This window comes from Nocardia sp. NPDC049935 (assembly GCF_055586645.1).
Map to the genome: position 1 here is coordinate 414667 of NZ_JBVJHV010000003.1, position 26128 is coordinate 440794.

Here is a 26128-nt window from a genome sequence, read left to right on the forward strand (position 1 = left end):
GACAGGAGGGGACTCAGGCCCGGCCGGCGACCGGCCACGCGATATCGTCGACCGCCAGCCAGGGCGCGGCGGCGACCGCGGCCGGTGTGGACCCGGCGAAAGCCGCCACCTCACGATGCATATGGGACTGGTCGGAGTAACCGGCTTCCGCGGCGACCCGGGCCGCGCCGAGCCCGCCTGCCAGCGCATGCGCCGCGTGATCGAAGCGGACCAGATTGGCCGCCTGTTTCGGGGTGGTACCGAGCTGCGCCCGGAACCGCGACCACAACCGTTTGCGGCTCCAGCCGGTTTCGGCGGCCAGCCGTTCGATCCGGACCTGTCCGCGGGTCGCCACCAGACGCCGCCAGGCGAAAGCGATTTCGGGCTCGACGCGGCGGCCCGTGTCGAGCCGGCGGGCGACGGCCGCGCCCGCGAGGGCGAACCGGTCGTCCCAGGACCGGGCCTCGTGCAGCCGCTCGGCGATGCTTCCGGCCTCGCGACCCCAGAGTTCGGTGAGCGTGACGGTGTCGCCACCCAGGCCGGTCGCGCCTTCCAGTACCGCGTGCGCGACCACCGGCGACAGTCGTATCTGCAGGCAGTCGACGAGATTCCCGCGTCCCCGCACCCCCACCGAACTCAGACCGATGACGATCCCGTCCCCGATCGGCCGATCGGCACCCGAGTCGAGGATCGTCGCGTCACCGAAGTCGAGGAACACCGTCATAGCCGGATACGGGACGACCTCGATATCGACGAGCCGGCCGGTCCGGCCACGGAATCCGGCCATGCTGATCCCGGCCCGGCGCCCGGACGGCGGCGGCAGCGCGATATCCCATAACGCCGCGGCGTCGGGAACCGGCTCGAATCGTCCCATGCGGTCAGTCTACGAACCGTCCACCGCTCAGGAGCGCAGTGCGGCGGCGACCGCCGGGTTCACCGCCATCGCCAGCGCCAGCAGCGATTCCACCAGCAGATCGATCAATTCGTCGCGCGCGATGGATTCGTCACGCAACCACGACAGCGTGGTCTCCTCGGTGAAAGCGACCCAGCCCCGGACCGCGAGGACCAGGCGCGGCTGTTCGCGCTCCTCCGGCGTCAGCGGGACCTGGGTAAGGATGATGCCGACGATCGCCCGCCGGGTCTGGTCCACCAGCCCGGCCAGATCCGGGCTGGAACTCGCGGGTCCCCGGAGCAGGGCCAGGTAGGACGTGCGGTTCTCGCTCACGTAGTCGACATAGCGGCCGACCGAATCGCGCAGCATCTCGAACAGGCCCAGGGTGGGGTCCGGTGTCACCCGGGCCAGCAGTTCGGCGTTCGCGTGGCGGACGACTTCGAGCTGGAAGTCCTGTTTGGTGGGGAAATAGTGGAACAGCAGGCCCCGGGAGATACCGGCCTGGGCGGCGATCTCGCTGACCGAGATGTCCTCGATGGCCCGTTCACCGAGCATCTTCACCCCGAGGGTGATCAGCTGGGTCCGCCGCTCGTCCGGGCTCAGGCGGATGCGTTTGGCGGTTTCTCCCGGACTCGTACTCACCCTTCCACCCTACTGACTCCCGTTCAATACTGTTGACTCCGGCTCAATAAGACCTTACGCTGAATACATGAGTCGCAAGGTTACAGACAAAGCTGTCGCCAACCAGCCCCGCCACCTGCGGACGATCATCGTCGGCAGCGGTTTCGCCGGCCTCGGCCTCGCCATCCGGCTGGCCCAGCAGGGCCGGGACGATTTCCTGGTACTGGAACGCGGTAGCGATGTGGGGGGCACCTGGCGCGACAACACCTACCCCGGTGCGGCCTGCGATGTGCCCTCGCACCTGTACTCGTACTCGTTCGCGCTGAACCCCGACTGGTCGCGCTCGTTCTCCCGGCAGGGCGAGATCCAGGCCTATATCCAGGGCGTGGCCGATAAGTACAACGTGCGCGACAAGCACCTGTTCGACTGCGATGTCACCAGCGCCCACTGGAACAACGAGACCGCCCGCTGGGAGATCACCACCAGCCGGGGCAACTTCACCGCCGATACCCTGGTGTCCGCGGTGGGCGCGCTGTGCGAGCCCAATCTGCCCGATATCAAGGGCATCAACAGCTACGAGGGCGAGATCTTCCACTCCGCCCGCTGGAACCACGACTCCGACCTCACCGGTAAACGCGTGGCCGTCATCGGCACCGGCGCCTCGGCCATCCAGATCGTGCCGGCCATCGCCGGGAAGGTCGCCCACCTCGACGTCTACCAGCGCACCGCACCGTGGCTGCTACCCCGGCTGGACCGCCCCTACACCCTCCCGGAGCGGCTCGCGTTCAAGCACATCCCCGGTGTGCAGCGGCTCTCCCGGGCCGCGATCTACGCCGCCCGGGAGACCCAGGTCGTCGGGCTGGCCAAATTCCCGGCGCTGATGCGCGGCTTCGAGGCGCTGGCCAAGGCGAAATTGCAGCTCGAGATCCGCGACCCCGAACTGCGCAAGAAGGTCACCCCGAATTTCCGGATCGGCTGCAAACGCATGCTGATCTCCAACGAGTACTACCCGGCGCTGGACCGCGACAATGTCGACGTGGTCACCGACGGAATCGCCGAGATCCGCGCGAATTCGATCGTCACCGCCGACGGCACCGAGCGCGAGGTCGACGCGATCGTGGTCGCCACCGGCTTCCACGTCACCGACTCCCCCACCTATCAGACGATCTTCGGCCGCGACGGCCGCAGCCTGACCGAGGTGTTCGACGAGATCGGCCAGCAGGGGTACAAGGGCTCGGCGATCGCCAACTACCCGAATATGTTCTTCCTGCTCGGCCCGAATGTCGGGCTCGGCCACACCTCGATGGTGTACATGATCGAATCGCAGATCAACTACGTCGCCGACGCGCTGGCCACGGTCGAACGCAACGGCCTGCGTACCGTGGAGGTGCGCCGCGAAGAGCAGGACGCCTACAACAGCGAGTTGCAGCGCAAACTCGTCAAGAGCGTGTGGAGTACCGGCGGCTGCGCCAGCTGGTACCTGGACAAGCACGGCAACAACACCACCCTGTGGCCGGACTTCACCTTCGAGTTCCGGCGCATCACAAGGAAATTCGACGTCGACGCCTACGATACGACGACGGCGGCCGACGCCCCCGAACGTACCGATCTGAAAGTAGTGACCGCACCGTGAGCAATGACGCCTATTTCCGCGACAAGGTTTGTGTCATCACCGGAGCCGGCTCCGGTATCGGCCGCGCGCTGGCCGTGAACCTGGCGCGCCGGGGCGCGAAACTGGCCCTGTCCGATATCGACACCGAGGGTCTGGCCGAAACCGTGCGCCGCTGTGAACAGCTGGGCGCGGAGGTGAAATCCGATCGTCTCAACGTCGCCGAGCGCGAAGCGGTGCTCCTGTACGCCGACGCGGTGAAACAGCATTTCGGCGTGGTGCACCAGATCTACAACAACGCCGGAATCGCGCATCACGGCGATATCGTCAAAACCGATTTCAAAGACATCGAACGCATCATGGATGTCGACTTCTGGGGTGTGGTGAACGGGACCAAGGCGTTCCTGCCCTACCTCCTGGAATCCGGCGACGGGCACGTGGTCAATATCTCCAGCCTGTTCGGCCTGATCGCGGTACCGGGGCAGGCGGCCTACAACTCGGCGAAATTCGCGGTCCGCGGTTTCACCGAGGCGCTGCGCCAGGAAATGCTGGTGGACCGGGCTCCGGTGCGGGTCACCTGTGTGCATCCCGGCGGTATCAAGACCGCGGTCGCCCGTAACGCGACCTACAGCGACGATATCGACGGCGCCGAGGCCAGCTCGATGTTCGACAAGTACCTCGCGATCCACAGCCCCGAGATGGCCGCCCAGACCATCGTCGACGGGGTGCGCAAGGGCCGCGGCCGAGTACTGATCGGCTGGGAGGCGAAACTGCTGGACCTGTTCGTCCGCACCGCCGCCTCCGGCTACCAGCGCCTCTCGGTGGCCGTCGAACGTCGTTTCCTACCCTGATCCGCACCGGGAGAAATCACCAATGCGAGATATCGCACTGCCGTTGCCGCTGGTCCGGGCACTCCTCGGCCCGATGTACCGGGTTTCCCTGCACGCCCGCCTGCCCTGGCAGGCCCAGCGCGCACTGATCGATATCGGCTCGGTGCTGCAGCCGGTACCGCCGGGCGTCACCGTGGACCGGATCGCATTGGGCGGGCGGCCGGCGGAGCGCCTCGTCTCCCGGCACACCTCCGCCGGCGACCCCGCCGCCGTGCTCTATCTGCACGGCGGCGGTTACACCGTGGGGTCGCTGTCCACCCACCGCTCCCTCAACGGCCGGCTCGCGGCCGCCACCGGCCTGCCGGTGTACGCCGTCGATTACCGGCTGGCGCCCGAACACCCCTTCCCCGCCGCGCTCGACGACGCCGAGGCCGCCTTCCTGGAACTGGTGAGCGAGTACGGCTACCGGCCCGGCCGCATCGCGATCGCCGGCGATTCGGCCGGCGGCGGCCTGTCGCTGGCGCTGGCGCAGCGGCTGATCGCGCGGCACGGACACACCCCGGCCGCACTCGGCCTGATCGCCCCCTGGGTCGATCCGAACCAGGCGCCGGAGCGGATCCGGGATCTGGTCGTGAACGGGCCGTGGTCGCGCGCCTGCGCGCTGGCCTATCTGGGCGACGGCGATCCGGACGACCCGGGGTACGCGCCGCTGCACGGCGTGCTCGAGGGACTGCCCCCGGTCTACGTCCAGGCCGATGTGGACGAACTCCTGCATCCGCAATGCGTCGATCTCACCGCCGCCCTGCGCGCGGCCGGGGTTACCGTCGAGTTCACCGAGACCCGCGGACTCTGGCATGTCGCCCAACTCCAGGCCGCGCTGGTCGGACCGGCCGCCGTCGCACTGACCGAAATGGCCGTTTTCCTGCGGCAAGCCATCAATGAGCTACCGCTGCGCGACCTAGGATGAAGATCGGAACGGAACTCGTAATCCCTCCGTCACGGGGACTGAACCAGGGCTTTTCCCGTGGCCGCCGCCATCCGCGCGCGAAGGTGGCGTAAATTACCGACGAGTTAGCAAACAGGGAAAGGCAATGATGCGCGAGTTCGAAGCCCCGGCTTCCTACACAATCCCCGAGGACGCGAACAATTCCGACAACGTGTTCCGGCACGCGAAGGAAAGCCCCGCCGCCGTCCTGTTCAACGTCCCCGACGGCAACGGCGGCTGGCGTGACGTCCGCGCGACGGAGTTCGCGAAGACGGTCACCGATGTGGCAAAGGGCCTCATCGCGACCGGAATCGAATCGGGCGACCGGGTCGCCATCATGGCCGCCACCCGCTACGAGTGGGCGCTGCTCGACTTCGCCGTCTGGGCCGCCGGCGGCTGCACCGTGGCCATCTACGACAGCTCCGCCGCCGAGCAGGCCAAGTGGATCCTGCAGGATTCGGCGACCAAGCTGCTGGTCGTGGAGAACGACAAGCACCGCGGCGTGGTCTCCGAGATCGACCCCGCCGATCTGCCGGAGCTGCGGGAAACCCTGCAGATCGAATCCGGTGCGATCGAGACCCTCATCGGGCGCGGCGCCGAACTCGACGATCAGGCGGTGCACGAGCGCCGCGCGCAGGTCACCGCCGCCTCTCCGGCCACCCTCATCTACACCTCGGGTACCACCGGCCGGCCCAAGGGCGTCATGCTAAGCCACGCCAACCTCTACGCCGAATCCCGCTCCGACCGGATCGCGATGGCGTCCTTCCTCGCCCCCGGCAAGAAGACGCTGATGTTCCTGCCGCTGGCGCATGTGTTCGCCCGCGCGGTGGCACTGGCCGCGTTCGACGCCAAGTGCACGGTCGCGCACACCTCGGACTGGAGCACGCTGGTCCAGCAGTTCGGCGAGCACCGGCCCGACTTCGTGCTCTCGGTGCCGCGGGTGTTCGAGAAGGTGTTCAACGGCGCCAAGCAGAAGGCCCACGACGAGGGCAAGGGCAAGATCTTCGACGCGGCCGCGGCCACCGCCATCCAGTACAGCGAAGCCCTCGAGAAGGGCAAGCCGGGTCTGGTGCTGCAGGCCAAGCACGCGCTGTTCGACAAGCTGGTCTACGGCAAGCTGCGGGCCGCGCTGGGCGGCAACTGCCAGGCCGCGGTCTCCGGCGGCGGCCCGCTGGGCGCCCGCCTCGGGCATTTCTTCCGCGGCATCGGCGTCACCATCTTCGAGGGCTACGGTCTCACCGAGACCACCGCCGCGATCTCGGTCAACACCCCCGGGCATATCCGCGTGGGCTCGGTCGGCCGGCCGATCGAGGGGCATGCCGCCAAGATCGCCGAGGACGGCGAACTGCTGGTCCGCGGTTCGGTGGTGTTCGGCGGCTACTGGGGCAACGACGAGGCCACCCGGGACGCGTTCGAGGACGGCTGGTTCAAGACCGGTGACCTCGGCACCATCGACGCCGACGGTTTCATCACCATCACCGGCCGCAAGAAGGAAATCCTGGTCACCGCGGGTGGTAAGAACGTCTCCCCGGCGGTACTCGAGGATTCGCTGCGCGCCCACCCGCTGATCAGCCAGGTGATGGTGGTCGGTGACGGCAAACCGTTCATCGGCGCCCTGATCACCCTGGACCCGGAGGCGCTGCCGGGCTGGAAGGAACGCAACGGGGTGTCCGCCGATACCGCCGTCGCCGATCTGGTGGCGAATCCGACGCTGGTCGCCGAGGTGGAGGCCGCGGTCGCGGAGACCAACAAGAAGGTCTCCAAGGCCGAGCAGATCAAGAAGATCAATATCCTGACCGTCGACTGGACCCAGGAAACCGGCGAGCTGACCCCGAAGATGTCGCTCAAGCGCGCCGTCGTCATGAAGCAGTACGCCGGCGAAGTGGACAAGATCTACAACTGAGCCACCCGTCGACGACAGCGGCCCCGGCAGGATCACCTGCCGGGGCCGCTGTCGTCGGCCGGTGCGGGTCCCGCACCATCCGGTGACGGACCCGCGGTCACTACCGGGATACCGTTTCCGCCTTCTCCGGTTCCGCGGGTCCCGCCGGCGCGGCGGCCGTATTGCGGATGAACAGCGCCGAGGCCACCACACCGATCAGCAGCAGCGCCGCCGGCAGCAACGTCGACTGGCTCAACGCGGTGCTGAACGCCTGCCGGACGGGTTCGGGCACCTGCCCCATTCCCATCCCCTCGCCCGAAGGCGAACCGCCGCCCAGCCCCTGGGCGCTCATCCGCCCGGCGACCAGCGCGCTGATCGCGGCGCTACCGAGTACCGACCCCACCTGCCGGGTGGTGTTGTAGATCCCGGCACCGGCGCCGGCCTGGTGGATCGGCAGATTGTGGGTCGCCGTGGTCGCCAGCGGCGCCCAGATGAAGGAGTTGGACAGGCCGGCCACCCCGCCCGCCACCACCAGCCAGGTGATGTTCGCGTGCGGATCCCGCATCACCAGCGCGAACCAGGCCACCGAGGCCGCGAACAGGAAGAACCCGATGGTCGGGAAGAGCCGCGGATGGAACCGCCCGTACATCTTGCCCACCACCGGCGCCGCGAACCCGGTGATGATCGCCATCGGCGCCAGGACCAGCGCGGAGCGGGTCGGCGTCATACCGTGCACGGCCTGCAGATAGAAGTACAGCGGCACCATCACCGCCGTGACCGAGGCGCCCATACTGGCGATGGCGATATTGGACAGCGAGAAGTTGCGGTCGCGGAACAGGCCCAGCGGCACCAGCGGTTCCCCGGTACCACGCGCCTGGGTCAGGACGAACACCACCAGCACCGCGATACCCGCCGCGATCATCAACCAGATCGTGGCCGACCAGTCCTCGGTGTTGCCCTCCTGGATCCCGAACACCAGCAGGAACATGCCCACCGCGCTCAGCACCACGCCCAGCCAGTCGAATTTGTGCTCATGGGTCGGCAGCGCGGGCACCAGCCAGACGGCCAGGACGAACGCGACGACACCGACCGGGACATTGACGATGAAGATCCATTCCCAGCCCAGACCGTCGACGAGGACACCGCCCAGAATCGGCCCGACCAGGGTCGCCAGCCCGGCCACCGCGCCCCACAGCCCCATCGCGGCACCCCGGCCCTCCGGCGGGAAGGTCCGGGTGATGACGGCCATCGTCTGCGGGGTCATCAACGCCGCGCCGAGGCCCTGTACCGCGCGGGCGGCGATCAGGGTCTCGATATCACCGGACAGCCCGCACCACAGCGAGGCCAGGGTGAACACGACCAGGCCGATCAAGTAGATGTTCTTGGGTCCGAAACGATCGCCGAGACGCCCGGTGATCAGCAGCGGCACGGCGTAGGTGAGCAGATAGGCGCTGGTCACCCAGATGACCGAGGAGATATCGGCCTGCAGATCCTGCATGATCGCCGGATTGGCGACCGCCACGATGGTGACATCGAGCAAGATCATGAAGAAGCCGACGACCAGCGCCGCCAGGGCCAGCCACGGATTACGTTGAGTGGTGGGCATAGATTCCATTCCTGTCCCAGCGGCGCCGGATGCGCCGGTTCATGGATCCGTCAGGTACTACGCCGCAGGCCACGCCAACATTCCGGGCATATCGGACCGATCGTGACTCCCGCTAGAGACCGTGGGCGTCCAGCCACGTCCGGGCCAGCTCGGCGGGGTCGCCGCCGTCGTCACGGATCCGCAGTACCAGCGTGCACAACTCGTCGGTGGTGAGTTCACCCGCCACATAGTTCAGCTTTTCCAGCTGCTTCTCACCCAACACCCCTTTGCGCAGCAGCGCCAGCGGATTCTCGGCGCGGATCGCGTCACCGGAATCGGCGAGCACCGTCAGGCCGTCGATACCGCCGGGCAGGAATTCGGCGGGCCCACCCAGAACCGCGGCCTGGATCCGCCCCTCCACCAGCGCGCGCCGCAGCTCGGCGGGATCGTCGAACACCTGCGTGGACGCGAACTCACAGCCCTGGATCCCGGCCGCGCGCGCCGGCGGCTCGAGCAGCCCCGGAACCCCGGCGGCGCCCGCCACCAGCGTGGGACACTGCCCGGCCAGCTGCTCCACCGAGTCGATACCGCGCTGCCGCGCGGTCTCGGCGGTGACCAGCACCCGGGGCTCGAGATCGGCGCCGTCGGCCGGGTCGGAGGTAACGGTGCCCTGGGGCAGCGATCCGTTCAGTTCCTCGGTGACCTTCTCGGTATCGGCGGCGTCCGCGCCGGCGTTCAGTTCGGCCAGCAGCGCGCCGTTGTGATCGGCGACAACGGTCACCGTGCCCGCGTCCAGCGCCGCGAACACGGCCGTCCGGTCGCCCAGATCCGGTTCGACCCGGGCCGGCGATCCCGTCCGGGCCAGCGCCTGCGCGTAGATCTCGGCCAGCACCCGCGACTCGGCCGACCGCTGCGCCCCCACCACCACCGGTTCATCGCCTTCGCCCCCACCGCAGGAGACCGCCAGCACCGCCAGTACCGGCACCAGCATCCGGCCCAGGACCCGTATCGACGCGGGCGCCACCATCGCGCGAAACACCTCTTCCCTCACCTGCTCGCCGCACCCGGACCCGGGTGCCCGACAGCACCGGAATCTACCGGCGCGCACCGTCGCACACGCGCCCGGGCAGCCCCCGCGCCGCCGGGTCTCGCCATTGGCGCGAACCACCGTCTCGGGTGCCGGTGCGCATGGGCGTGCTCCGGGTCCCGGCGGCCACCGCGGCGGTAACCACGGGGCCGGCCGGGTCGTGGTCGCGTGGCTTCACGAGGAGTGCTCGGACGCGAGCACGGAGACGGCGGCGGCGATCCGGCTCGCACCGCGTGCGTCGGTGGGGTCGGCCAGCCATTGCAGCACGGCGCCGTTGATGAGGGAGAGCGCGACGGAGCCGACGGTTTCGGCCTGTTCGGCGCTGACGGTGTCGCGTTCGACGCCGAGCACGAGCGCGGCGATATCGCGGCGGGCGGTGCTGTAGACCCGGCGGAGTTGTTCGCGTAGCTCCGGCACGAATTCCGACAGGGCGTAGGACTGCACGCTCGCGACGAGCACGCGTCGCTCCTCCGGCCCGGCGGCGAGAATGCCTTCGATGAAGCGCTGGAGACGCTGCGCGGGTGGTCCGGCGCCGAGGGAGCCTGCCTGGGTCAGGCGCTCGCCCCACTCTTCGATGATTTCGAGGACCGCGGCGTTGATCAGGGCGTCTTTGGTGCCGAAGTGGTACCCGATCGAGGCGAGATGCGCGCCGGACGCGTTCGCGATATCGCGCGCGGTGGTGTTGGCGTAGCCGCGTTCCACGATGCAGGTACGCGCTCCTGCCAGCAGTTGCTCCTTCTGCCCCATGCTCCGCACCCTAACAGATCCTTGTACAAATGTTCCGTACATTTGTTCTGTACAAATGTTCTTCACAAACGTACCGTACATTTGTACAAATCGGTCGATCCAGAGAAGGACTCATGAACGACATCTCCCTGCTCAGCCCGCCGGCGCATGCCCCGGCGACCCCTGTCCGCCCGCTCTGGACCAGCGACAGCCGACCTATCCGGACGGTGCTGACGACGCATCTGTGGACATCACCACCCGTCGAGCGTGGCGCTCCCGGCCACGACCGTGCCTTCGCCGCGCTGCGCGACCTGCGTGTCGACTACGCGCGCTTCCTGCCGTGGTTCTCGAATCCGCTGGTTTCGGTGCCCGCGCTGACGGCGCCCACGTCGACAACGACCTCCTGGGATTTCACGCGCCTGGACCCATTCGTGGAAGATTTCGTCGACGCCGCCGAAGGGCGCCCCATCACGGCGAACTTCGCGACCATCCCGCATTGGATGTTCGTCGGCGGTGACGACGTCGAACTCGGCGACGATCCGGACACGATCCACTGGGGCTACGAAAGCGGCACCGTCTTCCGGGACGAGTCCCTGGCCGAGGTCGCCGACTACTTCTTCCGTCTCGCCGGCTGGTACATCGCGGGCGGTTTCCACGACGAGAACGGCGTATGGCACGAGTCGGGCCACAACTATCGATTCGCCTACTGGGAAGTCCTCTGCGAACCCGACCTCAACCGGCAGATGAGCCCTGAGATCTACACCCGCCTCTACGACGCGGTCGTCGAACGCCTACGTCCGCTCGACCCCGAGATGCAATTCATCGGGCTGTCGCTGAGCCACGTCCACCACAATCCCGAGTACTTCTGGCACTTCCTCGACCCGGCCAATCACGCGCCGGGCATCCCGCTCGACGCATTCTCGATCCACTTCTACGCCTCGCCCGATATCGTCAACCCGTTCGGCCCCGACGGTAACCCACCCACTTCCACCTGGGAGACGACATTCTTCGCCCAAGCCGAGGGGTTCCTCGAACAGGTGCGTTTGATCGCCTCCATCGCCCGGCGCCTCTCACCCGGTACCAAGATGCTTCTCAACGAGGTCGGGACCTACCCCTCCGACATCATGAACCCCGATCCCGTCATCCCCCACGAGTACTGGGCGCTCAGCGCCGGCTGGCACACCTACCTCTGGGCGCGCTGCCTCGAACTCGATATCGACCTCTTCGGAGTCGCCGAGTTCAACGGCTATCCCGGAATGATCCCGGCCGTGTCGCTGGTCGATTGGGAAACCGGCGAACCGAACGCCCGGTACCACGCCACGAAACTCATGGCCGACCACATCCGCCCCGGCGACCGGCTGGTGCCCACTACCACCGGCGTGCCCGGGTACCCCGATGCGCGCGTCCACGCGCAAGCCGTCGCCGGCGCCGACGGCCTGCGCCGCATCGTTCTCGTGAACAAACGAGGCGTGCCCATGAATGTGGAAGTCGGTGACTGCAGCCGAAACTCCACGCTGTACTCGGTAGACGCGTCGACCCCTACAGGCGCACCGACGGCCCACACCATCGGAGAGGGACGCCTCACACTCCCGCCCTACGCATCGGCGGTGCTGATCCTGGAATAAGACCGGATACCGAGTAGGTGACCCTGCCCGCCAAGGCGAGAAGGTCACCCCACCCGCCAAGGTGCTGTGTTTATTGGCGCGGCTTCGCCGCGCGGGGTTCGTTCGCGGAGTTCTTGCGTTATATCCGGATGGTCGCCTTCTATGGGTGGGGCCCGCCCCGGGTCTGGAGCGACCAGAGGGAGGGAGCGCAGCGACCGACCGGCGGGAGTGAAGACCCGGGGTTAATAGGGCCCCACCCTCGAGCGGCGGAGCCGCTCCAAAACTACAGCACCCGGCCCAGGGTGGCGGCCGGGTGCTGTAGCTGCGGTTACCGCCCGGGTAAGGCGGAACGTTTTATCAGGCGACGCCTTCCGCGCGAGCGGCGGCGGCGACGGCGTCCGCGACCGCCGGGGCGACGCGGGGGTCCAGCGGGCTGGGCACGATCTTGTCGACGGCGAGTTCACCGGCGACCACGCCGAGGATGGCGTCGGCCGCCGCGATCTTCATACCCTCGGTGATCCGGCGCGCACCCGCGTCGAGGGCGCCCTTGAAGACACCGGGGAAGGCGAGCACGTTGTTGATCTGGTTCGGGAAGTCGCTCCGCCCGGTGGCGACGATCCCGGCGTACTTACGGGCGACGTCGGGGTGGATTTCCGGATCCGGATTGGACATGGCGAACACGATGGACTCCGGGGCCATCGAGGCGATGAGTTCTTCGCCGATGGTGCCCGCGGACAGCCCCAGGAACACATCGGCTCCGGCGAGCGCGTCGGCCGCGGTACCCGTGAGTCCGCGCGGGTTGGTGCGCTGGGCCAGCTCCGCCTTCACCGCATTCAGATCGGTGCGCTCGCGGCTGACGATGCCCTTGGAGTCCAGCACCGTGACATCGGCGACGCCCGCGGCGAGCAGGATGTTCGTGCAGGCGACACCCGCGGCGCCGGCGCCGGAGACGACGACCTTCAGACCGGAGGTGGCCCGGCCCTGGACCTGCGCGGCGCCGTTGAGCGCGGCCAGCACCACGATGGCGGTGCCGTGCTGATCGTCGTGCATCACCGGGCAGTCCAGCGCTTCCACGACCCGCTTCTCGATTTCGAAGCAGCGCGGGGCGGAGATGTCCTCGAGGTTCACCGCGCCGAAGCTCGGCCGCAGCCGCACCAGGGTTTCGACGATCTCGTCGACATCCTTGGTGTCGAGCACGATCGGAATGGAGTCGAGCCCGGCGAACTTCTTGAACAGTGCCGATTTACCTTCCATGACCGGCAGCGAGGCGCGCGGGCCGATATCGCCCAGGCCGAGCACCGCCGACCCGTCGCTGACCACGACCACGAGGCGGTCGGTCCAGGTGTAGCGCTTGGCGAGCTTCTCGTCCTCGGCGATGGCACGGCTCACCTGCGCCACGCCGGGGGTGTAGGCGATGGATAGGTCGCGCTGGGTCTCCAGCGGCGCGCTGAGCTCTACCGAGAGCTTGCCGCCGAGGTGACCGGCGAAGATCTCCTCGTGAGTGATCGCCGAGAGGTTTGCGGCCTCATCTTTGCTGGCGGTGGCGTTCGGTGCGTCAGTCACAGAGGACACGATTTCACTCCTGCTGGTTGCGGTCGTAACCGGTGGACGGTTACCGCCGGGTATTTGGTGTTATCTGCGTCATATCGTTCATCGGTGGCGCGACCAGGATGTTTCCCGATGGAGCCGACGGCCGGGGGAACCCGGGAACCCCGGACATGTGGCGATGGACCACGGCGCCGATTTCGGGCGGCGACTGTCCGGGCGGATGACGGACGGGTTGTCCGGCAGAACTCGACTGGCGCTCCGGCCGCGACGGTGCGTCGCGTGGCGGGAAGCGCCGGATATCCCCGACCCGGCGGTGGCAACGATCGGGAATCCGCAACATTGTGCCAGGTCCCGGGTCGTACGCCAAACCCGGTGCCGCGTTCTGCGTGTATCGGACACCACGGGGCCAGCGTAGGTGCCGGGGATTACCTCCCCGTAAGCGGAAACTCCCGGTCTACGGGTGTCCGAGGTGAGACAGTTGCAGGGAGCGGTCCCCCGCGATGTGAAGAACCCCGCCGCGCCCGTGGGGCGTTCTCAACCCCACCACTGTGTCCACAGCAACGCGGCCCCGGCGCCCAGTACGAACACCGCGGCCACGACGGTCGCGGTTCCGCGCCGCCGGTCCGAATACACCTGTGCGACAACGGCTGCCGCCGCGACCAGCAGATGCAGCAGCACCGATTCGGTACCCGGCCCCGGGAACCCGCGCCGGTCTCCGATCAGGGCCGCGCCCAGAACCACCAGCGCCAGCAGCACCAGCCCCGCCGCCGCGATTCCGCTTATTCCGCGCAGTACCTTCATGACGCGAGTACCGGTACGCCGGTGGCTCTCCCGGCCAGTTTCTCGAATTGCGCCGGATCGGTGGTGCATTCGCCGAGGCCGATGGTCTTGTTGGCGCCGTGGTAGTCCGAGGAACCGGTGGTCGCCAGCCCGTACTCACCTGCCAGGTCGCGCAGTGCCGCGCGATCGCGGTCGCTGTGGTCGGGATGATCCACCTCCAGACCGCACAGCCCGGCGGCGACCAGGTCACCGATCTCGGCCAGGTCGAGCAGCCGCCCCCGGCTGCGGGCCCGCGCGTGGGCCAGCACGCTCACACCGCCGGCCGCGGCGATCATCGCGATCGCGGTACGCAGCGGCGTATCGGCCTTCTCGACGTAATAGGCCCCGTTCGACGAGAGCAGATCGTCGAACGCCGCGCCGACGGTCGGCACCACACCGGCCGCGACCAGCGCCCGGGCCAGATGCGGGCGCCCCGCCGCCGGACCGGCCGCGGCCAGCACCTCGTCCGGATCGATGGGTAGCCCGTCGGCGGCCATCTGCTCGGCCATCGCACGTAGTCGATCCACCCGTTCGGCGCGCAACCGCTCCCGTTCGGCCGCGAACCCGCGATCGGCCGGGTCGAACAGGTAGGCCAGCAGATGCACCGATACCGGCCAGCCGTCCACACCGGGGCCCACGCACGACATCTCCATGCCCCGGACCAGGGTCAATCCGCCCGGGCGGGCCGTCTCGGCCTCGGCCCAGCCGGCGGTGGTGTCGTGATCGGTGATCGCGACCACGTCCAGGCCCGCGGCGGCCGCGTTGCGCACCAGTTCGGCCGGGGTGTCGGTGCCGTCGGAGGCGGTGGAATGGGTATGCAGGTCGATACGCACGCCGTCCAGTCTGTCAGTGCGCGATCCGGGTGCCACCCGCGCGGGCGGGCTAGCATCGGCACGTGCCCTCCCTGCCGCTGCCGTTCCACAGTCCCGGGCGGTCCCGGCGGCCCGCGGCCCTGCCCCATATCCCGATTCCCACGGCCCGTGCCGTCGTCGACTGCGCGGTGTATGTGAAGGGCGAACGGCTACCCGGGCGGTTCACTCACGACCGTGCCCTCGCGGCCGCCCGCGAACAGGGCGGTTTCGTCTGGCTGGGTCTGCACGACCCCGATGCGCGCCAGATGGCCGAGGTCGCCGCGACCTTCCGGCTGCACGCGCTGGCCGTGGAGGACGCGGTCCAGGCCCATCAGCGCCCGAAACTGGAACGCTACGACCAGACCCTGGTCGCGGTCATGCGGACCGTCGCCTACCGCGAACACGAGATGCACAGTGTCAGCGAGATCGTGGAAACCGGCGAACTGCTGATCTTCCTGGCGAGCGATTTCGTGATCGTCGTCCGCCACGGCGAGCATTCGGCGCTGGCCCGCGTACGTCACGCCCTCGAGCAGGATCCGAAACGGCTGCGGCTGGGACCGGGCGCGGTATTGCACGCCATCGCCGACCATGTGGTCGATACCTATATCGATGTCGTGCAATCGGTCGAATTCGATATCGACGCGATGGAAGAGGAGATCTTCACCCCGCGCAGCACGATCTCGGTCGAATCGATCTATCAGCTCAAACGGGAGGTCGTGGAATTGCGGCGGGCGGTCAATCCGCTGGCCGTGCCGTTGGAGACGCTGGTGAAGAACCCGGACCTTCCGCTGGACCCGGAGGTCCGGCGGTATCTGCGCGATGTCGCCGACCACCATACGACGGTGGCGGAGCGCATCACCGATTTCGACGACTCGCTCAGTGCGCTCATCAACGCGGCGCTGGCGAAGATCACCGTGCAGCAGAACACGGATATGCGCAAGATCTCGGCCTGGGTGGCGATCGCGGCGGTTCCCACGATGATCGCCGGGATCTACGGTATGAATTTCGAGCATATGCCCGAACTCAAACTGGCCTGGGGTTATCCGGTGGTCTTGCTGCTCATCACCGGCATCTGCGGTTTGCTGCTGATGCTGTTCCGCCGCAACAACTGGCTCTAGCCGTCACAGCGAGGCCGCACCGCGCCTGTCACAGTGAGGCCGCACCGCGGCTGTCATAGTGAGGCCGCACCGCGGCCGGGGTCCAGTACATCGATTCCCGCCTCGGCCCAGGCGTCGCGCAACGCCTGCGCGCCGCGCACCCTCACCCACGCCGCCTCGGTGGCGGTGACCGGGGTCGCGGCGAAATACCGCACCGGATCGGCCGGTTCGGGCAGTTCGATCTCCGGGATCTCCCCCGGACCCAGCAGCACCGCGGTGAACGGCGCGGCCTGCCAGATCGGCTCCCCCAGATCCAGCAGCGCGTCGGCCTGCAGCACAACTCCTTCGACCGCGGGCGAAGCGGCCAGCACACCCAGCGATTTGGCGACGCCCGAACCCGATCCCGCGCCCGCGCGCACGGTGAGGACGAGTTCCGCGCGCGGCCCGCGCACCGGATCGGCCGCCACCGCGGTGGGATCGCCCATCGGATGCCGGGATCCGCCGACCGTCGCGTAATGCACCACGCCGTCACCCGGGATGCGCAGGATCTCGATGGGCTCCAGCCCGAGGAAGGTCACCGATGCGGTGTCCACGGCCGCCGCGTCGATATCGAAATGCCCGGCCACCGCCGACCGGACCCGCTCGATCACATCCATCCGTCAGATCGCCAGTTTGGCGAGGAGATCGCGCGCCTGCTCGGCGGTCTTCGGATCGCAGAGCACGTCGTAGCGCCCGGCGACCAGCTGCATGGTGGACGCGAAATCACGCTGCCCGCGGGTCGCGGCGTAGGGGATCGTGGTGGAGATGACCCCGAAGATGATGCCGCCGACCAGGCCCACCACCAGCGGGCCGGCCATCCCGTTGGTGGTGAAGAGGCTGAGCAGCAGGCCGAGGAACAGGCCCAGCCAGGCGCCCGAGACCACACCCCCGCCGATCACCTTCCCCCAGTTCAATCGGTACAGCACCCGTTCGACCTGCATCAGATCCACACCGACGATGGTGACGTTCTGGACCGGGAACTGATTGTCGGCCAGATGGTCCACCGCGCGCTGCGCCTCGGCATAGGTCGGGTACGAACCGATCGGCCACCCCGAAGGCGGCGTCGGCAGCCCCTGTCGACCGCGATTCGAGCTCCCAAGAGGGTTCGTCATAGTTCGATTGTGGCGCATCCGGACAAAACGTGTGCCACACCCCGGCCGGGCGTTATTCGGGTGGGGTGAAGGTCGTGGTGCGTTTCATACCCGCCGCGCGGCCCTTCTCCGCGATCACCACAGCCATTTTCGCGCTCGCCTCGTCGATCATCTCGTCGCCGAGCATCACCGCGCCGCGCGCGCCGCCGTCCTCGGAGGTGTGGTAGGCGTAGGCGTCCAGGATGAGTTCGGCGTGGTCGTAATCGGACTGCCGGGGGCTGAAGATCTCGTTGGCCGCGTCCACCTGGCCCGGGTGCAGGACCCATTTGCCGTCGAACCCCAGCGCGGCGGTGCGCCCGGCCGCGCGCCGGAACCCGTCGAGATCACGGATCTGCAGGTAGGGCCCGTCGATGGCCTGCAGTCCGTGGGCTCGCGCGGTGAGCAGGATGGTCATCAGGATGTGGTGGTAGGCGTCGCCGGTGTCGTAGCCCTCGGGCTGTTCACCGACCACCAGCGTGCGCATATTGATACTCGCCATGAAATCGGCGGGCCGAACACCAGCGTCTGCACGCGCGGGCTCGCGGTGGCGATCTCGTCGATATTGCGCAGGCCGAGCGCGTTCTCGATCTGCGGTTCGATCCCGATCCGGCCGGGTTCGAGGCCGTTGGCCCGCTCCAGCTGGCTCAGCAGCAGATCCAGGGCGCGGACCTGCCCGGCGTCGGTCACCTTGGGCAGCAGGATCGCGTCGAGCGCGGTTCCGGCGCCGTCCACCACGGAGATCACATCGGCGTAGGTCCACTGCGTGGTCCAGTCGTTGACCCGCACCACCCGCAACTGATCGCCCCAGCCGGAGTCGTTGAGCGCGGCCACGATATTGGCGCGGGCGGCGGCCTTGGCGCCGGGCGCCACGGCGTCCTCCAGGTCCAGGAAGATCTCGTCGACCGGCAGGCCCTTGGCCTTGGCGATCATCTTCGGGTTGCTGCCCGGCACGGCGAGCACGGAACGGCGCGGCTTCATGAACACTCCTGGGGTCGGCCCGGTCCGGCCCCGGAACATCTAGCCTGGCAGTCATGGCAGCTACCAGGGTGTATATCGCCAGGCTGACCGGCCTGGCGGTGCTGGGGCCGGACGGTGAGTCTATCGGCCGGGTCCGCGACGTCGTGGTGGCCATCCGCTACGACCGGCAGGAGCCGCGGGTGCACGGCCTGGTGGTGGAGTTGCCGACCCGGCGGCGGATCTTCGTGCCGATGCTGCGGGTGACCGCCGTCGAACCGGGTTCGGTCAATTTGAGCACCGGCACCGTGAGCCTGCGCCGATTCGCCCAGCGGCCCGGGGAACTGCTGGCCATGGCACAGATCGTGGACTCCTCGGTGCGGGTGGACGATCCGGATCTGCCCGATCTCGCCGGGGTGGACGTCTTCGTGGTGGATCTCGGCATCGCCCTGACCCGGACCCGGGATTGGCGGGTCTCCCGGGTGGCCGTGCGCGGGCACCGGCGGCTGGGCCGGCGGCGCACCGTGCACGTGGTCGACTGGGCCCGCGTGGACGGCCTCACCCCCTACGAGATCGGGCGCCCCGGCCAGGATGTCAGCGCGCTGCTCGAGCAGTTCGAGGGCCAGCGTGCCGCCGATGTGGCGCATATGCTGCGCGAACTGCCGGCCAAACGCCGCCTCGAGGTGGCGGTCGCGCTCGACGACGAACGGCTCGCCGATGTGGTGCAGGAACTCTCCGGCGACGATCAGGTGGAATTGCTCGGCCAGCTCGAGGTGGGCCGGGCCGCCGATGTGCTCGAGGCGATGGATCCCGACGACGCCGCCGATCTGCTCGGCGGCCTGCCGGAGAACGAGGCCGAATCCCTGCTGACCCTCATGGATCCGCAGGAATCCGAACCGGTGCGGCGGCTGCTGGAACACTCCCCCGATACCGCGGGCGGTCTGATGACTCCCGAGCCGGTGATCCTGACCCCCGCGACGACCGTCGCGGAGGCCCTGGCCCGGGTGCGTGATCCGGATCTGACACCCGCGCTGGCGTCGATGGTGTTCGTGGTGCGCCCGCCCACGGCGACGCCCACCGGACGCTACCTCGGTTGTGTCCATACGCAGCAACTGCTGCGCGAGCCCCCGGCGCATCTGGTGGGCGGCATCCTCGACACCGATCTGGGAGCCCTGCGCCCCGATCTGCCGCTGGCCGCGGTGACCCGGTATTTCGCCAGCTACAACCTGGTGTGCGGGCCGGTGGTCGACGAACAGAACCATCTGCTGGGCGCGGTGAGCGTGGACGATCTGCTCGATCATCTGCTGCCGCGCGATTGGCGTGAGGACGAGCAGTTGTACGAGGGTGTACGCCCGTGACAACGGAGAAGGGCACCACCGGGCGGGCCGCGTCCTCGGCGCGGCAGCGGCTGGAAACCCCCGTGGAGGGCCGGTTCCGATTCGACTGGGATGCCGAGGCATTGGCCCGCGGCAGCGAACGGATCGCCCGGTTCCTGGGCACCGGGCGCTATCTGGCGCTGCAGACGGTGGTGGTGATCGTCTGGATCATCCTGAACATCTTCGTGGTCGCGCTGCGCTGGGACCCCTACCCGTTCATCCTGCTGAATCTGGCCTTCTCCACCCAGGCCGCCTATGCCGCGCCGCTGATCCTGCTGGCGCAGAACCGGCAGGACAACCGCGACCGCGTCTCGCTCGAGGAGGATCGCCTGCGGGCGGCGCAGACCAAGGCCGACACCGAATTCCTGGCGCGCGAACTGGCTGCGCTGCGGCTGGCGGTGGGCGAGGTGGCCACCCGCGACTACTTGCGCCGCGAACTCGACGAGATCCGCGACGCGCTCGACCGCATCGAGGGCGCGGCGGGGGTGGGTCCGACGCGCGGCCCGGACAAAGCAACGAAGCCGAAACGCAAGAAAACCTCCGGTCACAAGCCGGTTACGGGCTCTGTTTCATCGCCTCTCGCGGACGATTGACCGGAAATCCACAATATGCTCCTGACCGGTAGGTAACCTGGATCACGTTGTCCCGAGCGCGCCATCCGGGAATGTCCGAGACGGTCGCTCACCCGTGACATAGAGGAATGGTGGAGCCGGATGCGGATACCTACCCCTGTGGCAATGTCGGCTCTCGTCATGGCGGGCCTGGTAGCCAGCGGTTCAGCAGCACACACCACCCTGTCGTCCACACCCCCGGAAGCCACCGGGACCAGGCTCGCGGTGAATGCCAACCGGGTCGGAGACCCGACCGCCGATCCCGATGCCCCGGTGGCCCAGACACTCGGCATCCTGCCCGCGGAGCCCAGCACACCGCGCAAGCTGCGCGCCCTCTCTCCCACCGGCCTCTCCCCGTTCGCGGGCACGGTGCCGCTGCAGACCCTCACCCTGCCGGGCGGTAACGGGGTCCTGGGAATTCCGGAGATCGTGCTGGCCGCCTACCGCAATGCCGAACTGGCCCTGCAGTCCTCGACCCCCGGCTGCGGGGTCACCTGGAATCTGCTCGCCGGTATCGGCCGGATCGAATCGGGGCATGCGAGCAACGGCCGCACCGACGCCGCCGGCACCACCGACCCGCCGATCCTCGGTCCCGCGCTGGACGGCACCCTGCCCGGCAACGAGGTCATCCGTTCCGCCGACGGCGGATACGTCCGGGCTCTCGGGCCCATGCAGTTCCTGCCCGGCACCTGGGCGCACTACGCCGCCGACGGTAACGCCGACGGACACGCCGATCCGCACAACGTCTTCGACGCGACGCTGGCCGCCGGCAAGTACCTGTGCTCGGGCGGCCTGAATCTGCGTGACCCGCAACAGGAATTGCGGGCCGTACTGCGCTACAACAACTCGATGTCCTATGCGGCCACCGTGCTGAGCTGGTCGGCGGCCTACCGCACCGGCGGCCGCCCGGCGCCGGTCACGGTCTCCCCCGACCTGGTCCCGCCCGGTAGCGCGCCGACCCAGTTCCCGCCCGGATCACCGGATCTGCTGGCGGCACAGGGCGATACCGCGGTACCACCGCCGCCGCCGACCGCCACCGTCCAGGTGCCGCGCCCGGAGCCGATGATCCGGATTCCGGGCCTGCCGCCGATTCCGTGCGGTCTGCTGTGCCCGCCGGCGCCGGGCTCGCCGAAGGTCGGCGAGACCCTGCCCGAACGCGGGCCGGCGCCGGTCACTCCCGAGGGGCAGAACGCTCCGGCCGCGCCGCAGGCGCCGCCGGAGTCCGGAAACCCGCCGCGGCAGGCGGCTCCCGCACCCGCCGCGCCGGAACCTCCGGCCCCGGCCCAAGCGGCACCGGCCCCGGCTCCCGCGCCGCCGACCATCACCCTGCCGGGCGGGCTCGTCATTCCCCTTCCGGTGGTGGTGTTCCCGGCACCCGAGCCGCCGACCCGGGCCGACGTCCCGCCGCCCGCACCGGCCGGTCCCGCCGCGGCGCCCGCACCGGCCCCGGCAGCGCCCGGGCCGGCGGCACCGCCCGCCTGAGACACGCCGACGAGAAGCCGACCGGGCGCACTGCTCCCACCCGTGCCGGCAGCGCGAACCCCCGGCCCCCGACCGGGGGTTCGCCGTATTCCGGTGGGCGGCAGGACTTTCCCTATTCCCACTCCGCGCCGAAATAATGGTCACGAGGTAGTAACGAAGAGGTCTCGGATGCGGTATCCTCGGTGGGCGAAGGTCACGGTTCGGCGACACCGGCCGCGGCCGCAAGGTTGTGCGTTGAGATGAAGGGCTTGAGTACGTGGGGCGTCACCGTAAGCAGCAACCGGCCACTGTTACCCGTAGTTCGGTCATCGCACTCACCGGCCTGGTACCGGCCGGAGTCGTGGCGACCAACGCCGCGGCGGCCATGGCCACCGACCCCACGGCAGCCTCGGTGTCGATGCATATGCAAGAACTGAGCGTCGCGCCCCTCCAGGCCATGGGCCCCGCCGCCGTGAACGATACGGCGATGCACGCGATGGCCAAGCAGTCCCCCGAGGCCCGGGTGGAAGTGAAAACCGTCGCGCTGGACCCGAACCGGGCCCGCAACGATATGCCGGTCGCCGCGTCCGGTATCCCGGGTATCGCCGAGGCGGCCTATATCAACGCCGAGCAGATCCTGGCCCAGGAGAGTCCCGACTGCAATATGCCGTGGACGATGCTGGCCGGTATCGGCCGGGTCGAATCCACGCATATGTACAACGGCAAGGCCGACGCGGACGGTAACGCCCTCGCCCCCGTTTTCGGGCCGGTACTCGACGGCAGCCTGTCGGGCAACAATGTCATCCACGATTCCGACAGCGGCGAACTCGACGGTTACAGCGGCTACGACCGCGCGGTCGGCCCCATGCAGTTCCTCCCCGAGACCTGGACCGCTTTCGCGGGCGACGGCAACCGGGACGGCATCTCCGATCCGCAGAACTACTACGACGCCACCCTCACCGCCGGGAAGTACCTGTGCTCGGGTGGTCTGGACATGTCCGATCCCGCCCAGCAGACCAGGGCGATTCTGCGCTACAACAACTCCATGGCCTATGTCGCCAACGTCATGGCCTGGGAGCAGTCGTACAACACGGGTATCGCACCGCGGCCCGCGGAACTGCCCAAGATCTGACGCCACTACCATCGGCGGTATGCCAGTGGTAACGGAAGCGGAGGTGCGGGGCGCTCTCGCGAAGGTCGACGACCCGGAGATCCGTAAACCGATCACCGAACTGGGCATGGTCAAGAGCATCCGGGTGGACCCGGACAGCAATGTGCACGTCGAGGTGTACCTGACCACCGCCGGCTGCCCCCTGCGTACCGAGATCACGCAGCGAGTGAGTACCGCCGTCGCGGATGTCCCCGGTGTCGGCGCGGTCTCCGTCGAGCTCGACGTGATGAACGACGAACAGCGCACCGAACTGCGCAAACAACTGCGGGGGGATTCCGCCGAACCGGTGATCCCGTTCGCCCAGCCCGGTTCGCTGACCCGCGTGTACGCGGTCGCCTCCGGAAAGGGCGGGGTGGGCAAATCCAGCGTCACGGTGAATCTCGCCGCCGCGCTGGCCGATCGCGGGCTGTCGGTGGGCGTTCTCGACGCCGATATCTACGGCCATTCCATCCCGCGCATGCTCGGTACCGACGCCCGGCCCACCCAGGTCGAGCGGATGATCATGCCGCCGGTCGCGCACGACGTGAAGATGATCTCGATCGCGCAGTTCACCAAGGGCAACACCCCGGTGGTCTGGCGCGGCCCGATGCTGCACCGGGCGCTGCAGCAGTTCCTCGCCGATGTGTTCTGGGGCGATCTGGACGTCCTGCTGCTCGATCTGCCGCCCGGCACCGGCGATGTGGCGATCTCCATCGCACAGCTGATCCCGAACGCGGAGATCCTGGTGGTCACCACACCGCAGATCGCGGCCGCCGAGGTGGCCGAACGCGCGGGCGCCATCGCACTGCAGACCCGGCAGCGTATCGCCGGTGTGGTGGAGAACATGTCCTGGCTGGACCTGCCGGACGGCTCGCGGATGGAACTGTACGGATCGGGCGGCGGCCAGGCGGTCGCCGAGCGGCTCACCCGGGCGGTCGGCGCCGAGGTGCCGTTGCTCGGCCAGATCCCGATCGAACAGGCACTGCGGGAAGCCGGCGACGAGGGCACCCCGATCGTGCTGAGCGATCCGGACAACCCCTCGGCCGTCGCCCTGCGCGAGGTCGCCGGGAAACTCGCCGTCCGGCGCCGCGGCCTGGCCGGGATGTCGCTGGGCATCGACACCACTCGCCATCTCTGAGCGCACCTAGACTCGGTCCATGCTCACCCTGCTGCTGTATGTACTGATCGTGGGATTGGTGGCCACGGTACTGTTCCTGCTGGCCAGCGCCCTGTTCGGGCGGTCGGAGGAACTGGGCCCGCTGCCCGGGGGCACCACCGCGACGGTACTTCCGGTCGAGGGGATCGCCGGGGCCGATGTGCGGGCGCTGCGGTTCCAGCAGGTGGTGCGCGGCTACAAGGCCGGAGAGGTCGACTGGGCACTGGCCCGGCTGGCCGCGCGCATAGACGAACTCCAGTCCGAACTGGCCGAAGCGCGCGCGGCGATTCCGGCCCCCACCCATGACCCGGAGCGGAAGTGACCCAGGACACGCTGATCCGCTGCCCCTGGTCGACGGATTCGCAGCTCTATCGCGATTACCACGATCAGGAATGGGGCCGCCCACTCCACGGAAACGACGCGCTGTTCGAACGGTTGTGCCTGGAAGCGTTCCAATCGGGACTCTCCTGGATCACAATCCTTCGCAAACGGCCCGCGTTCCGCGAGGCCTTCGCCGGATTCGTCATCGACCGGGTCGCCGAATTCGGCGATGCCGATCGTGAACGCCTGCTCGCCGACGCGGGGATAGTGCGCAATCGCGCCAAAATCGACGCCTGTATCGCCAATGCCAGGGTCGCGCGCGAACTCGATATCGATCTGGACGAACTGCTGTGGTCGTTCGCCCCGCCGGCCCGTCCCCGGCCGCGCGAAATCTCCGAAATTCCCGCGACCACACCCGAATCCGTCGCACTGGCAAAAGAATTGAAGCGGCGGGGTTTCCGTTTCGTCGGACCGACCACCGCGTACGCGCTGATGCAGGCCACGGGGATGGTCGACGACCACCTCGCCGAATGCTGGGTCGATATCGGAGGCGACACCGCCGGTTGACCGGTCACTTTTGGACGTCGAGTATCCGCCATCTGCCGCGATAGGGAAGAATGGACCGAGTGCGGTCCGTCGTCTTCACAGACGGACCGCCCGGTTGGTGACAACTGGAGATCCGAGCAAGTGCGCAGCATACCGCGCAGATCTGGAGGGAGCAGAGGATGGCGGCCATGAAGCCCCGTACCGGGGACGGTCCCCTCGAGGCAACCAAGGAAGGCCGTGGGATCGTCATGCGGGTCCCACTCGAGGGTGGCGGGCGTCTGGTCGTAGAACTCACGCCCGACGAAGCCGCGGCACTCGGCGACGAATTGAAGAGTGTCACCAGCTAGACCGCCGGCCGAAGAGTCGGCACTCGCCGCGGCCGCCGAGGTACTGAGTTGCCCCGAATGCGGCCGCGGCCTGATTTTCACCGGGCGTGTGCTGCGCTGCGAACGCGGGCACAGTTTCGATATCGCCCGGCAGGGTTATGTCAGCCTGCTCACCGGCGCGGCCGGCAAGCTCACCGGAGATTCCGCCGCCATGCTGGACGCGCGTGCCACGTTCCAGAACGCCGGGCATTTCGCCCCGATCGCCGAGGCGATCGCGGACGCGGCCGTTTCGTCGAGCCCGGACGACCGGGACGGCGAGCAGGTCCTCGATATCGGTGCGGGCACCGGGTACTACACGGCGCGGGTCCTGGACGCCCTGCCGGCGGCCCGGGGTATCGCGCTGGATATCGCGAAAGCGGCCGGGCGGCGCTGCGCCCGCGCGCACCCGCGGGCGGCGGCCGTGGTGGCCGACGCCTGGCGCGGGCTACCCGTCCGGGACCGCAGCACAACCCTGGCCATGTCGGTATTCGCCCCGCGCAACCCGGATGCGATCGCTCGTGCCCTGATACCCGGCGGCCGCTATATCGTCGTCACGCCCACCGCGGCGCATCTGGCGGAGCTGATCGACCCCCTCGGCATGGTCACGGTCGACCCCGGTAAGGACCGCCGCCTCGCCGAGGCACTGGCCGGGCGGTTCGCGCCTCGCGGCAGTACGTCGGTGGAGTACTCGATGGCGCTCTCGCACGAGGCGGTCGCGGCGCTGGTCGGCATGGGTCCCTCGGCGCATCACGGCGTCACCCCGGAGGAGCGGATCGCCGCCCTGCCCGACCCGTGCCCGGTGACCGCCTCGGTGACCGTCGCGGTACACACACCCACCGGCGCCACCGGATGACCGCACACCTCACCGCGTGACCCGATGTCCTGTGAGAACAGGGCAATCACG

25 protein-coding genes and 1 pseudogene are annotated in these 26128 nt (G+C 68.5%); 15 read left to right on the forward strand and 11 right to left on the reverse strand.

What is annotated here, in order from left to right:
• Nucleotides 1-13: 13 nt before the first annotated feature.
• Nucleotides 14-853 (reverse strand): AraC family transcriptional regulator, encoded by an 840-nt coding sequence (locus tag ACZ6SF_RS14780; RefSeq protein ID WP_466062629.1) that lies wholly within the window; start codon nucleotides 851-853, stop codon nucleotides 14-16.
• A 27-nt stretch (nucleotides 854-880) separates the two neighbouring features.
• Nucleotides 881-1513: a TetR/AcrR family transcriptional regulator gene (locus ACZ6SF_RS14785; protein ID WP_466062630.1), complete on the reverse strand. Its 633-nt coding sequence runs from the start codon at nucleotides 1511-1513 to the stop codon at nucleotides 881-883.
• A gap of 67 nt (nucleotides 1514-1580) precedes the next feature.
• On the opposite strand from ACZ6SF_RS14785, the gene ACZ6SF_RS14790 reads away from it, so the two are divergent.
• The 4 genes from ACZ6SF_RS14790 (at nucleotide 1581) to ACZ6SF_RS14805 (ending at nucleotide 6819) form a co-directional block, all read left to right on the forward strand.
• Nucleotides 1581-3125 carry a flavin-containing monooxygenase gene (locus ACZ6SF_RS14790; RefSeq protein ID WP_466062631.1) on the forward strand — a complete coding sequence of 515 codons (1545 nt, stop codon included), beginning with the start codon at nucleotides 1581-1583 and terminating at the stop codon, nucleotides 3123-3125.
• Nucleotides 3122-3952, forward strand: a complete 831-nt coding sequence (locus ACZ6SF_RS14795; RefSeq protein ID WP_466062632.1) for an SDR family NAD(P)-dependent oxidoreductase — start codon at nucleotides 3122-3124, stop codon at nucleotides 3950-3952. Before ACZ6SF_RS14790 ends, ACZ6SF_RS14795 begins: the two co-directional genes overlap by 4 nt.
• Before the next feature lie 22 nt (nucleotides 3953-3974).
• Nucleotides 3975-4898, forward strand: a complete 924-nt coding sequence (locus tag ACZ6SF_RS14800) for an alpha/beta hydrolase (protein WP_466062633.1) — start codon at nucleotides 3975-3977, stop codon at nucleotides 4896-4898.
• Between the two features lie 127 nt (nucleotides 4899-5025).
• Nucleotides 5026-6819 (forward strand): AMP-dependent synthetase/ligase, encoded by a 1794-nt coding sequence (locus tag ACZ6SF_RS14805; protein WP_466062995.1) that lies wholly within the window; start codon nucleotides 5026-5028, stop codon nucleotides 6817-6819.
• Between the two features lie 100 nt (nucleotides 6820-6919).
• On the opposite strand, the gene ACZ6SF_RS14810 is transcribed toward ACZ6SF_RS14805, so the two are convergent.
• The 3 genes from ACZ6SF_RS14810 to ACZ6SF_RS14820 all read right to left on the reverse strand — a co-directional run bounded on the left by ACZ6SF_RS14810 (nucleotide 6920) and on the right by ACZ6SF_RS14820 (nucleotide 10217).
• Nucleotides 6920-8404, reverse strand: a complete 1485-nt coding sequence (locus tag ACZ6SF_RS14810) for a DHA2 family efflux MFS transporter permease subunit (protein WP_466062634.1) — start codon at nucleotides 8402-8404, stop codon at nucleotides 6920-6922.
• Nucleotides 8405-8516: 112 nt separating this feature from the next.
• Complete coding sequence (locus ACZ6SF_RS14815; protein WP_466062635.1) at nucleotides 8517-9410, reverse strand: glycine betaine ABC transporter substrate-binding protein; 894 nt, start codon at nucleotides 9408-9410, stop codon at nucleotides 8517-8519.
• 234 nt (nucleotides 9411-9644) lie between these two features.
• Nucleotides 9645-10217, reverse strand: coding sequence for a TetR/AcrR family transcriptional regulator (locus ACZ6SF_RS14820; RefSeq protein WP_450003646.1), 573 nt, complete (start codon nucleotides 10215-10217; stop codon nucleotides 9645-9647).
• 113 nt (nucleotides 10218-10330) lie between these two features.
• Between ACZ6SF_RS14820 and ACZ6SF_RS14825 the strand changes: the two genes are divergently transcribed.
• On the forward strand, nucleotides 10331-11821 hold the full coding sequence (locus ACZ6SF_RS14825; RefSeq protein ID WP_466062636.1) for a hypothetical protein: 1491 nt from the start codon (nucleotides 10331-10333) through the stop codon (nucleotides 11819-11821).
• Nucleotides 11822-12157: 336 nt separating this feature from the next.
• Here the strand turns inward: ACZ6SF_RS14825 and ACZ6SF_RS14830 are convergent, their stop codons facing one another.
• The 3 genes from ACZ6SF_RS14830 to ACZ6SF_RS14840 form a co-directional block, all read right to left on the reverse strand.
• Nucleotides 12158-13363 (reverse strand): NAD(P)-dependent malic enzyme, encoded by a 1206-nt coding sequence (locus tag ACZ6SF_RS14830; protein WP_466062996.1) that lies wholly within the window; start codon nucleotides 13361-13363, stop codon nucleotides 12158-12160.
• Nucleotides 13364-13882: 519 nt separating this feature from the next.
• Nucleotides 13883-14149, reverse strand: a complete 267-nt coding sequence (locus ACZ6SF_RS14835; protein WP_466062637.1) for a hypothetical protein — start codon at nucleotides 14147-14149, stop codon at nucleotides 13883-13885.
• Entirely contained in the window at nucleotides 14146-15000 is an 855-nt protein-coding gene (locus tag ACZ6SF_RS14840) for a PHP domain-containing protein (RefSeq protein ID WP_466062638.1), read from the reverse strand. Before ACZ6SF_RS14840 ends, ACZ6SF_RS14835 begins: the two co-directional genes overlap by 4 nt.
• 62 nt (nucleotides 15001-15062) lie before the next feature.
• Here ACZ6SF_RS14840 and ACZ6SF_RS14845 point away from each other — a divergent pair, with 62 nt between their 5' ends.
• On the forward strand, nucleotides 15063-16136 hold the full coding sequence (locus ACZ6SF_RS14845) for a magnesium and cobalt transport protein CorA (protein ID WP_466062639.1): 1074 nt from the start codon (nucleotides 15063-15065) through the stop codon (nucleotides 16134-16136).
• Between the two features lie 53 nt (nucleotides 16137-16189).
• Here ACZ6SF_RS14845 and ACZ6SF_RS14850 read toward each other — a convergent pair whose 3' ends face one another.
• The 3 genes and pseudogenes from ACZ6SF_RS14850 to ACZ6SF_RS14860 all read right to left on the reverse strand — a co-directional run bounded on the left by ACZ6SF_RS14850 (nucleotide 16190) and on the right by ACZ6SF_RS14860 (nucleotide 18262).
• A complete protein-coding gene (locus tag ACZ6SF_RS14850) occupies nucleotides 16190-16771 on the reverse strand; it encodes a suppressor of fused domain protein (RefSeq protein ID WP_466062640.1) in 582 nt (193 codons plus the stop codon).
• Between the two features lie 3 nt (nucleotides 16772-16774).
• A complete protein-coding gene (locus ACZ6SF_RS14855) occupies nucleotides 16775-17266 on the reverse strand; it encodes a YflT domain-containing protein (protein ID WP_357430184.1) in 492 nt (163 codons plus the stop codon).
• A 52-nt stretch (nucleotides 17267-17318) separates the two neighbouring features.
• Nucleotides 17319-18262, reverse strand: a pseudogene (locus tag ACZ6SF_RS14860) (HpcH/HpaI aldolase/citrate lyase family protein).
• A gap of 53 nt (nucleotides 18263-18315) precedes the next feature.
• Between ACZ6SF_RS14860 and ACZ6SF_RS14865 the strand changes: the two are divergent.
• The 9 genes from ACZ6SF_RS14865 to ACZ6SF_RS14905 all read left to right on the forward strand — a co-directional run bounded on the left by ACZ6SF_RS14865 (nucleotide 18316) and on the right by ACZ6SF_RS14905 (nucleotide 26077).
• Nucleotides 18316-19596, forward strand: a complete 1281-nt coding sequence (locus tag ACZ6SF_RS14865; protein WP_466062641.1) for a magnesium transporter MgtE N-terminal domain-containing protein — start codon at nucleotides 18316-18318, stop codon at nucleotides 19594-19596.
• Nucleotides 19593-20207, forward strand: coding sequence for a DUF1003 domain-containing protein (locus tag ACZ6SF_RS14870; protein WP_466062642.1), 615 nt, complete (start codon nucleotides 19593-19595; stop codon nucleotides 20205-20207). The genes ACZ6SF_RS14865 and ACZ6SF_RS14870 overlap by 4 nt, the downstream gene beginning before the upstream one ends.
• A gap of 144 nt (nucleotides 20208-20351) precedes the next feature.
• The gene (locus ACZ6SF_RS14875; protein WP_466062643.1) at nucleotides 20352-21707 is read left to right on the forward strand and encodes a lytic transglycosylase domain-containing protein; all 1356 of its coding nucleotides are present in this window, start codon (nucleotides 20352-20354) and stop codon (nucleotides 21705-21707) included.
• A gap of 256 nt (nucleotides 21708-21963) precedes the next feature.
• Complete coding sequence (locus ACZ6SF_RS14880) at nucleotides 21964-22818, forward strand: lytic transglycosylase domain-containing protein (RefSeq protein WP_466062644.1); 855 nt, start codon at nucleotides 21964-21966, stop codon at nucleotides 22816-22818.
• Nucleotides 22819-22837: 19 nt separating this feature from the next.
• Entirely contained in the window at nucleotides 22838-23974 is a 1137-nt protein-coding gene (locus tag ACZ6SF_RS14885; RefSeq protein WP_466062645.1) for an Mrp/NBP35 family ATP-binding protein, read from the forward strand.
• Between the two features lie 19 nt (nucleotides 23975-23993).
• Nucleotides 23994-24314 carry a DivIVA domain-containing protein gene (locus ACZ6SF_RS14890; RefSeq protein ID WP_466062646.1) on the forward strand — a complete coding sequence of 107 codons (321 nt, stop codon included), beginning with the start codon at nucleotides 23994-23996 and terminating at the stop codon, nucleotides 24312-24314.
• Nucleotides 24311-24880 (forward strand): DNA-3-methyladenine glycosylase I, encoded by a 570-nt coding sequence (locus ACZ6SF_RS14895; protein ID WP_466062647.1) that lies wholly within the window; start codon nucleotides 24311-24313, stop codon nucleotides 24878-24880. Before ACZ6SF_RS14890 ends, ACZ6SF_RS14895 begins: the two co-directional genes overlap by 4 nt.
• Before the next feature lie 158 nt (nucleotides 24881-25038).
• Nucleotides 25039-25206, forward strand: a complete 168-nt coding sequence (locus ACZ6SF_RS14900; protein WP_011211259.1) for a DUF3117 domain-containing protein — start codon at nucleotides 25039-25041, stop codon at nucleotides 25204-25206.
• Nucleotides 25193-26077 carry a putative RNA methyltransferase gene (locus ACZ6SF_RS14905; RefSeq protein WP_466062648.1) on the forward strand — a complete coding sequence of 295 codons (885 nt, stop codon included), beginning with the start codon at nucleotides 25193-25195 and terminating at the stop codon, nucleotides 26075-26077. Before ACZ6SF_RS14900 ends, ACZ6SF_RS14905 begins: the two co-directional genes overlap by 14 nt.
• The last annotated feature ends 51 nt before the right edge of the window (nucleotides 26078-26128 follow it).

Coding starts and splice junctions, on each gene's coding strand:
- ACZ6SF_RS14780 (WP_466062629.1), bottom strand. CDS start 853: ATGGGACGATTCGAGCCGGTTCCCGACGCCGCGGCGTTATGGGATATC.
- ACZ6SF_RS14790 (WP_466062631.1), top strand. CDS start 1,581: ATGAGTCGCAAGGTTACAGACAAAGCTGTCGCCAACCAGCCCCGCCAC.
- ACZ6SF_RS14800 (WP_466062633.1), top strand. CDS start 3,975: ATGCGAGATATCGCACTGCCGTTGCCGCTGGTCCGGGCACTCCTCGGC.
- ACZ6SF_RS14805 (WP_466062995.1), top strand. CDS start 5,026: ATGCGCGAGTTCGAAGCCCCGGCTTCCTACACAATCCCCGAGGACGCG.
- ACZ6SF_RS14810 (WP_466062634.1), bottom strand. CDS start 8,404: ATGCCCACCACTCAACGTAATCCGTGGCTGGCCCTGGCGGCGCTGGTC.
- ACZ6SF_RS14815 (WP_466062635.1), bottom strand. CDS start 9,410: ATGGTGGCGCCCGCGTCGATACGGGTCCTGGGCCGGATGCTGGTGCCG.
- ACZ6SF_RS14820 (WP_450003646.1), bottom strand. CDS start 10,217: ATGGGGCAGAAGGAGCAACTGCTGGCAGGAGCGCGTACCTGCATCGTG.
- ACZ6SF_RS14825 (WP_466062636.1), top strand. CDS start 10,331: ATGAACGACATCTCCCTGCTCAGCCCGCCGGCGCATGCCCCGGCGACC.
- ACZ6SF_RS14835 (WP_466062637.1), bottom strand. CDS start 14,149: ATGAAGGTACTGCGCGGAATAAGCGGAATCGCGGCGGCGGGGCTGGTG.
- ACZ6SF_RS14850 (WP_466062640.1), bottom strand. CDS start 16,771: ATGGATGTGATCGAGCGGGTCCGGTCGGCGGTGGCCGGGCATTTCGAT.
- ACZ6SF_RS14855 (WP_357430184.1), bottom strand. CDS start 17,266: ATGACGAACCCTCTTGGGAGCTCGAATCGCGGTCGACAGGGGCTGCCG.
- ACZ6SF_RS14865 (WP_466062641.1), top strand. CDS start 18,316: ATGGCAGCTACCAGGGTGTATATCGCCAGGCTGACCGGCCTGGCGGTG.
- ACZ6SF_RS14875 (WP_466062643.1), top strand. CDS start 20,352: ATGTCGGCTCTCGTCATGGCGGGCCTGGTAGCCAGCGGTTCAGCAGCA.
- ACZ6SF_RS14885 (WP_466062645.1), top strand. CDS start 22,838: ATGCCAGTGGTAACGGAAGCGGAGGTGCGGGGCGCTCTCGCGAAGGTC.
- ACZ6SF_RS14890 (WP_466062646.1), top strand. CDS start 23,994: ATGCTCACCCTGCTGCTGTATGTACTGATCGTGGGATTGGTGGCCACG.
- ACZ6SF_RS14900 (WP_011211259.1), top strand. CDS start 25,039: ATGGCGGCCATGAAGCCCCGTACCGGGGACGGTCCCCTCGAGGCAACC.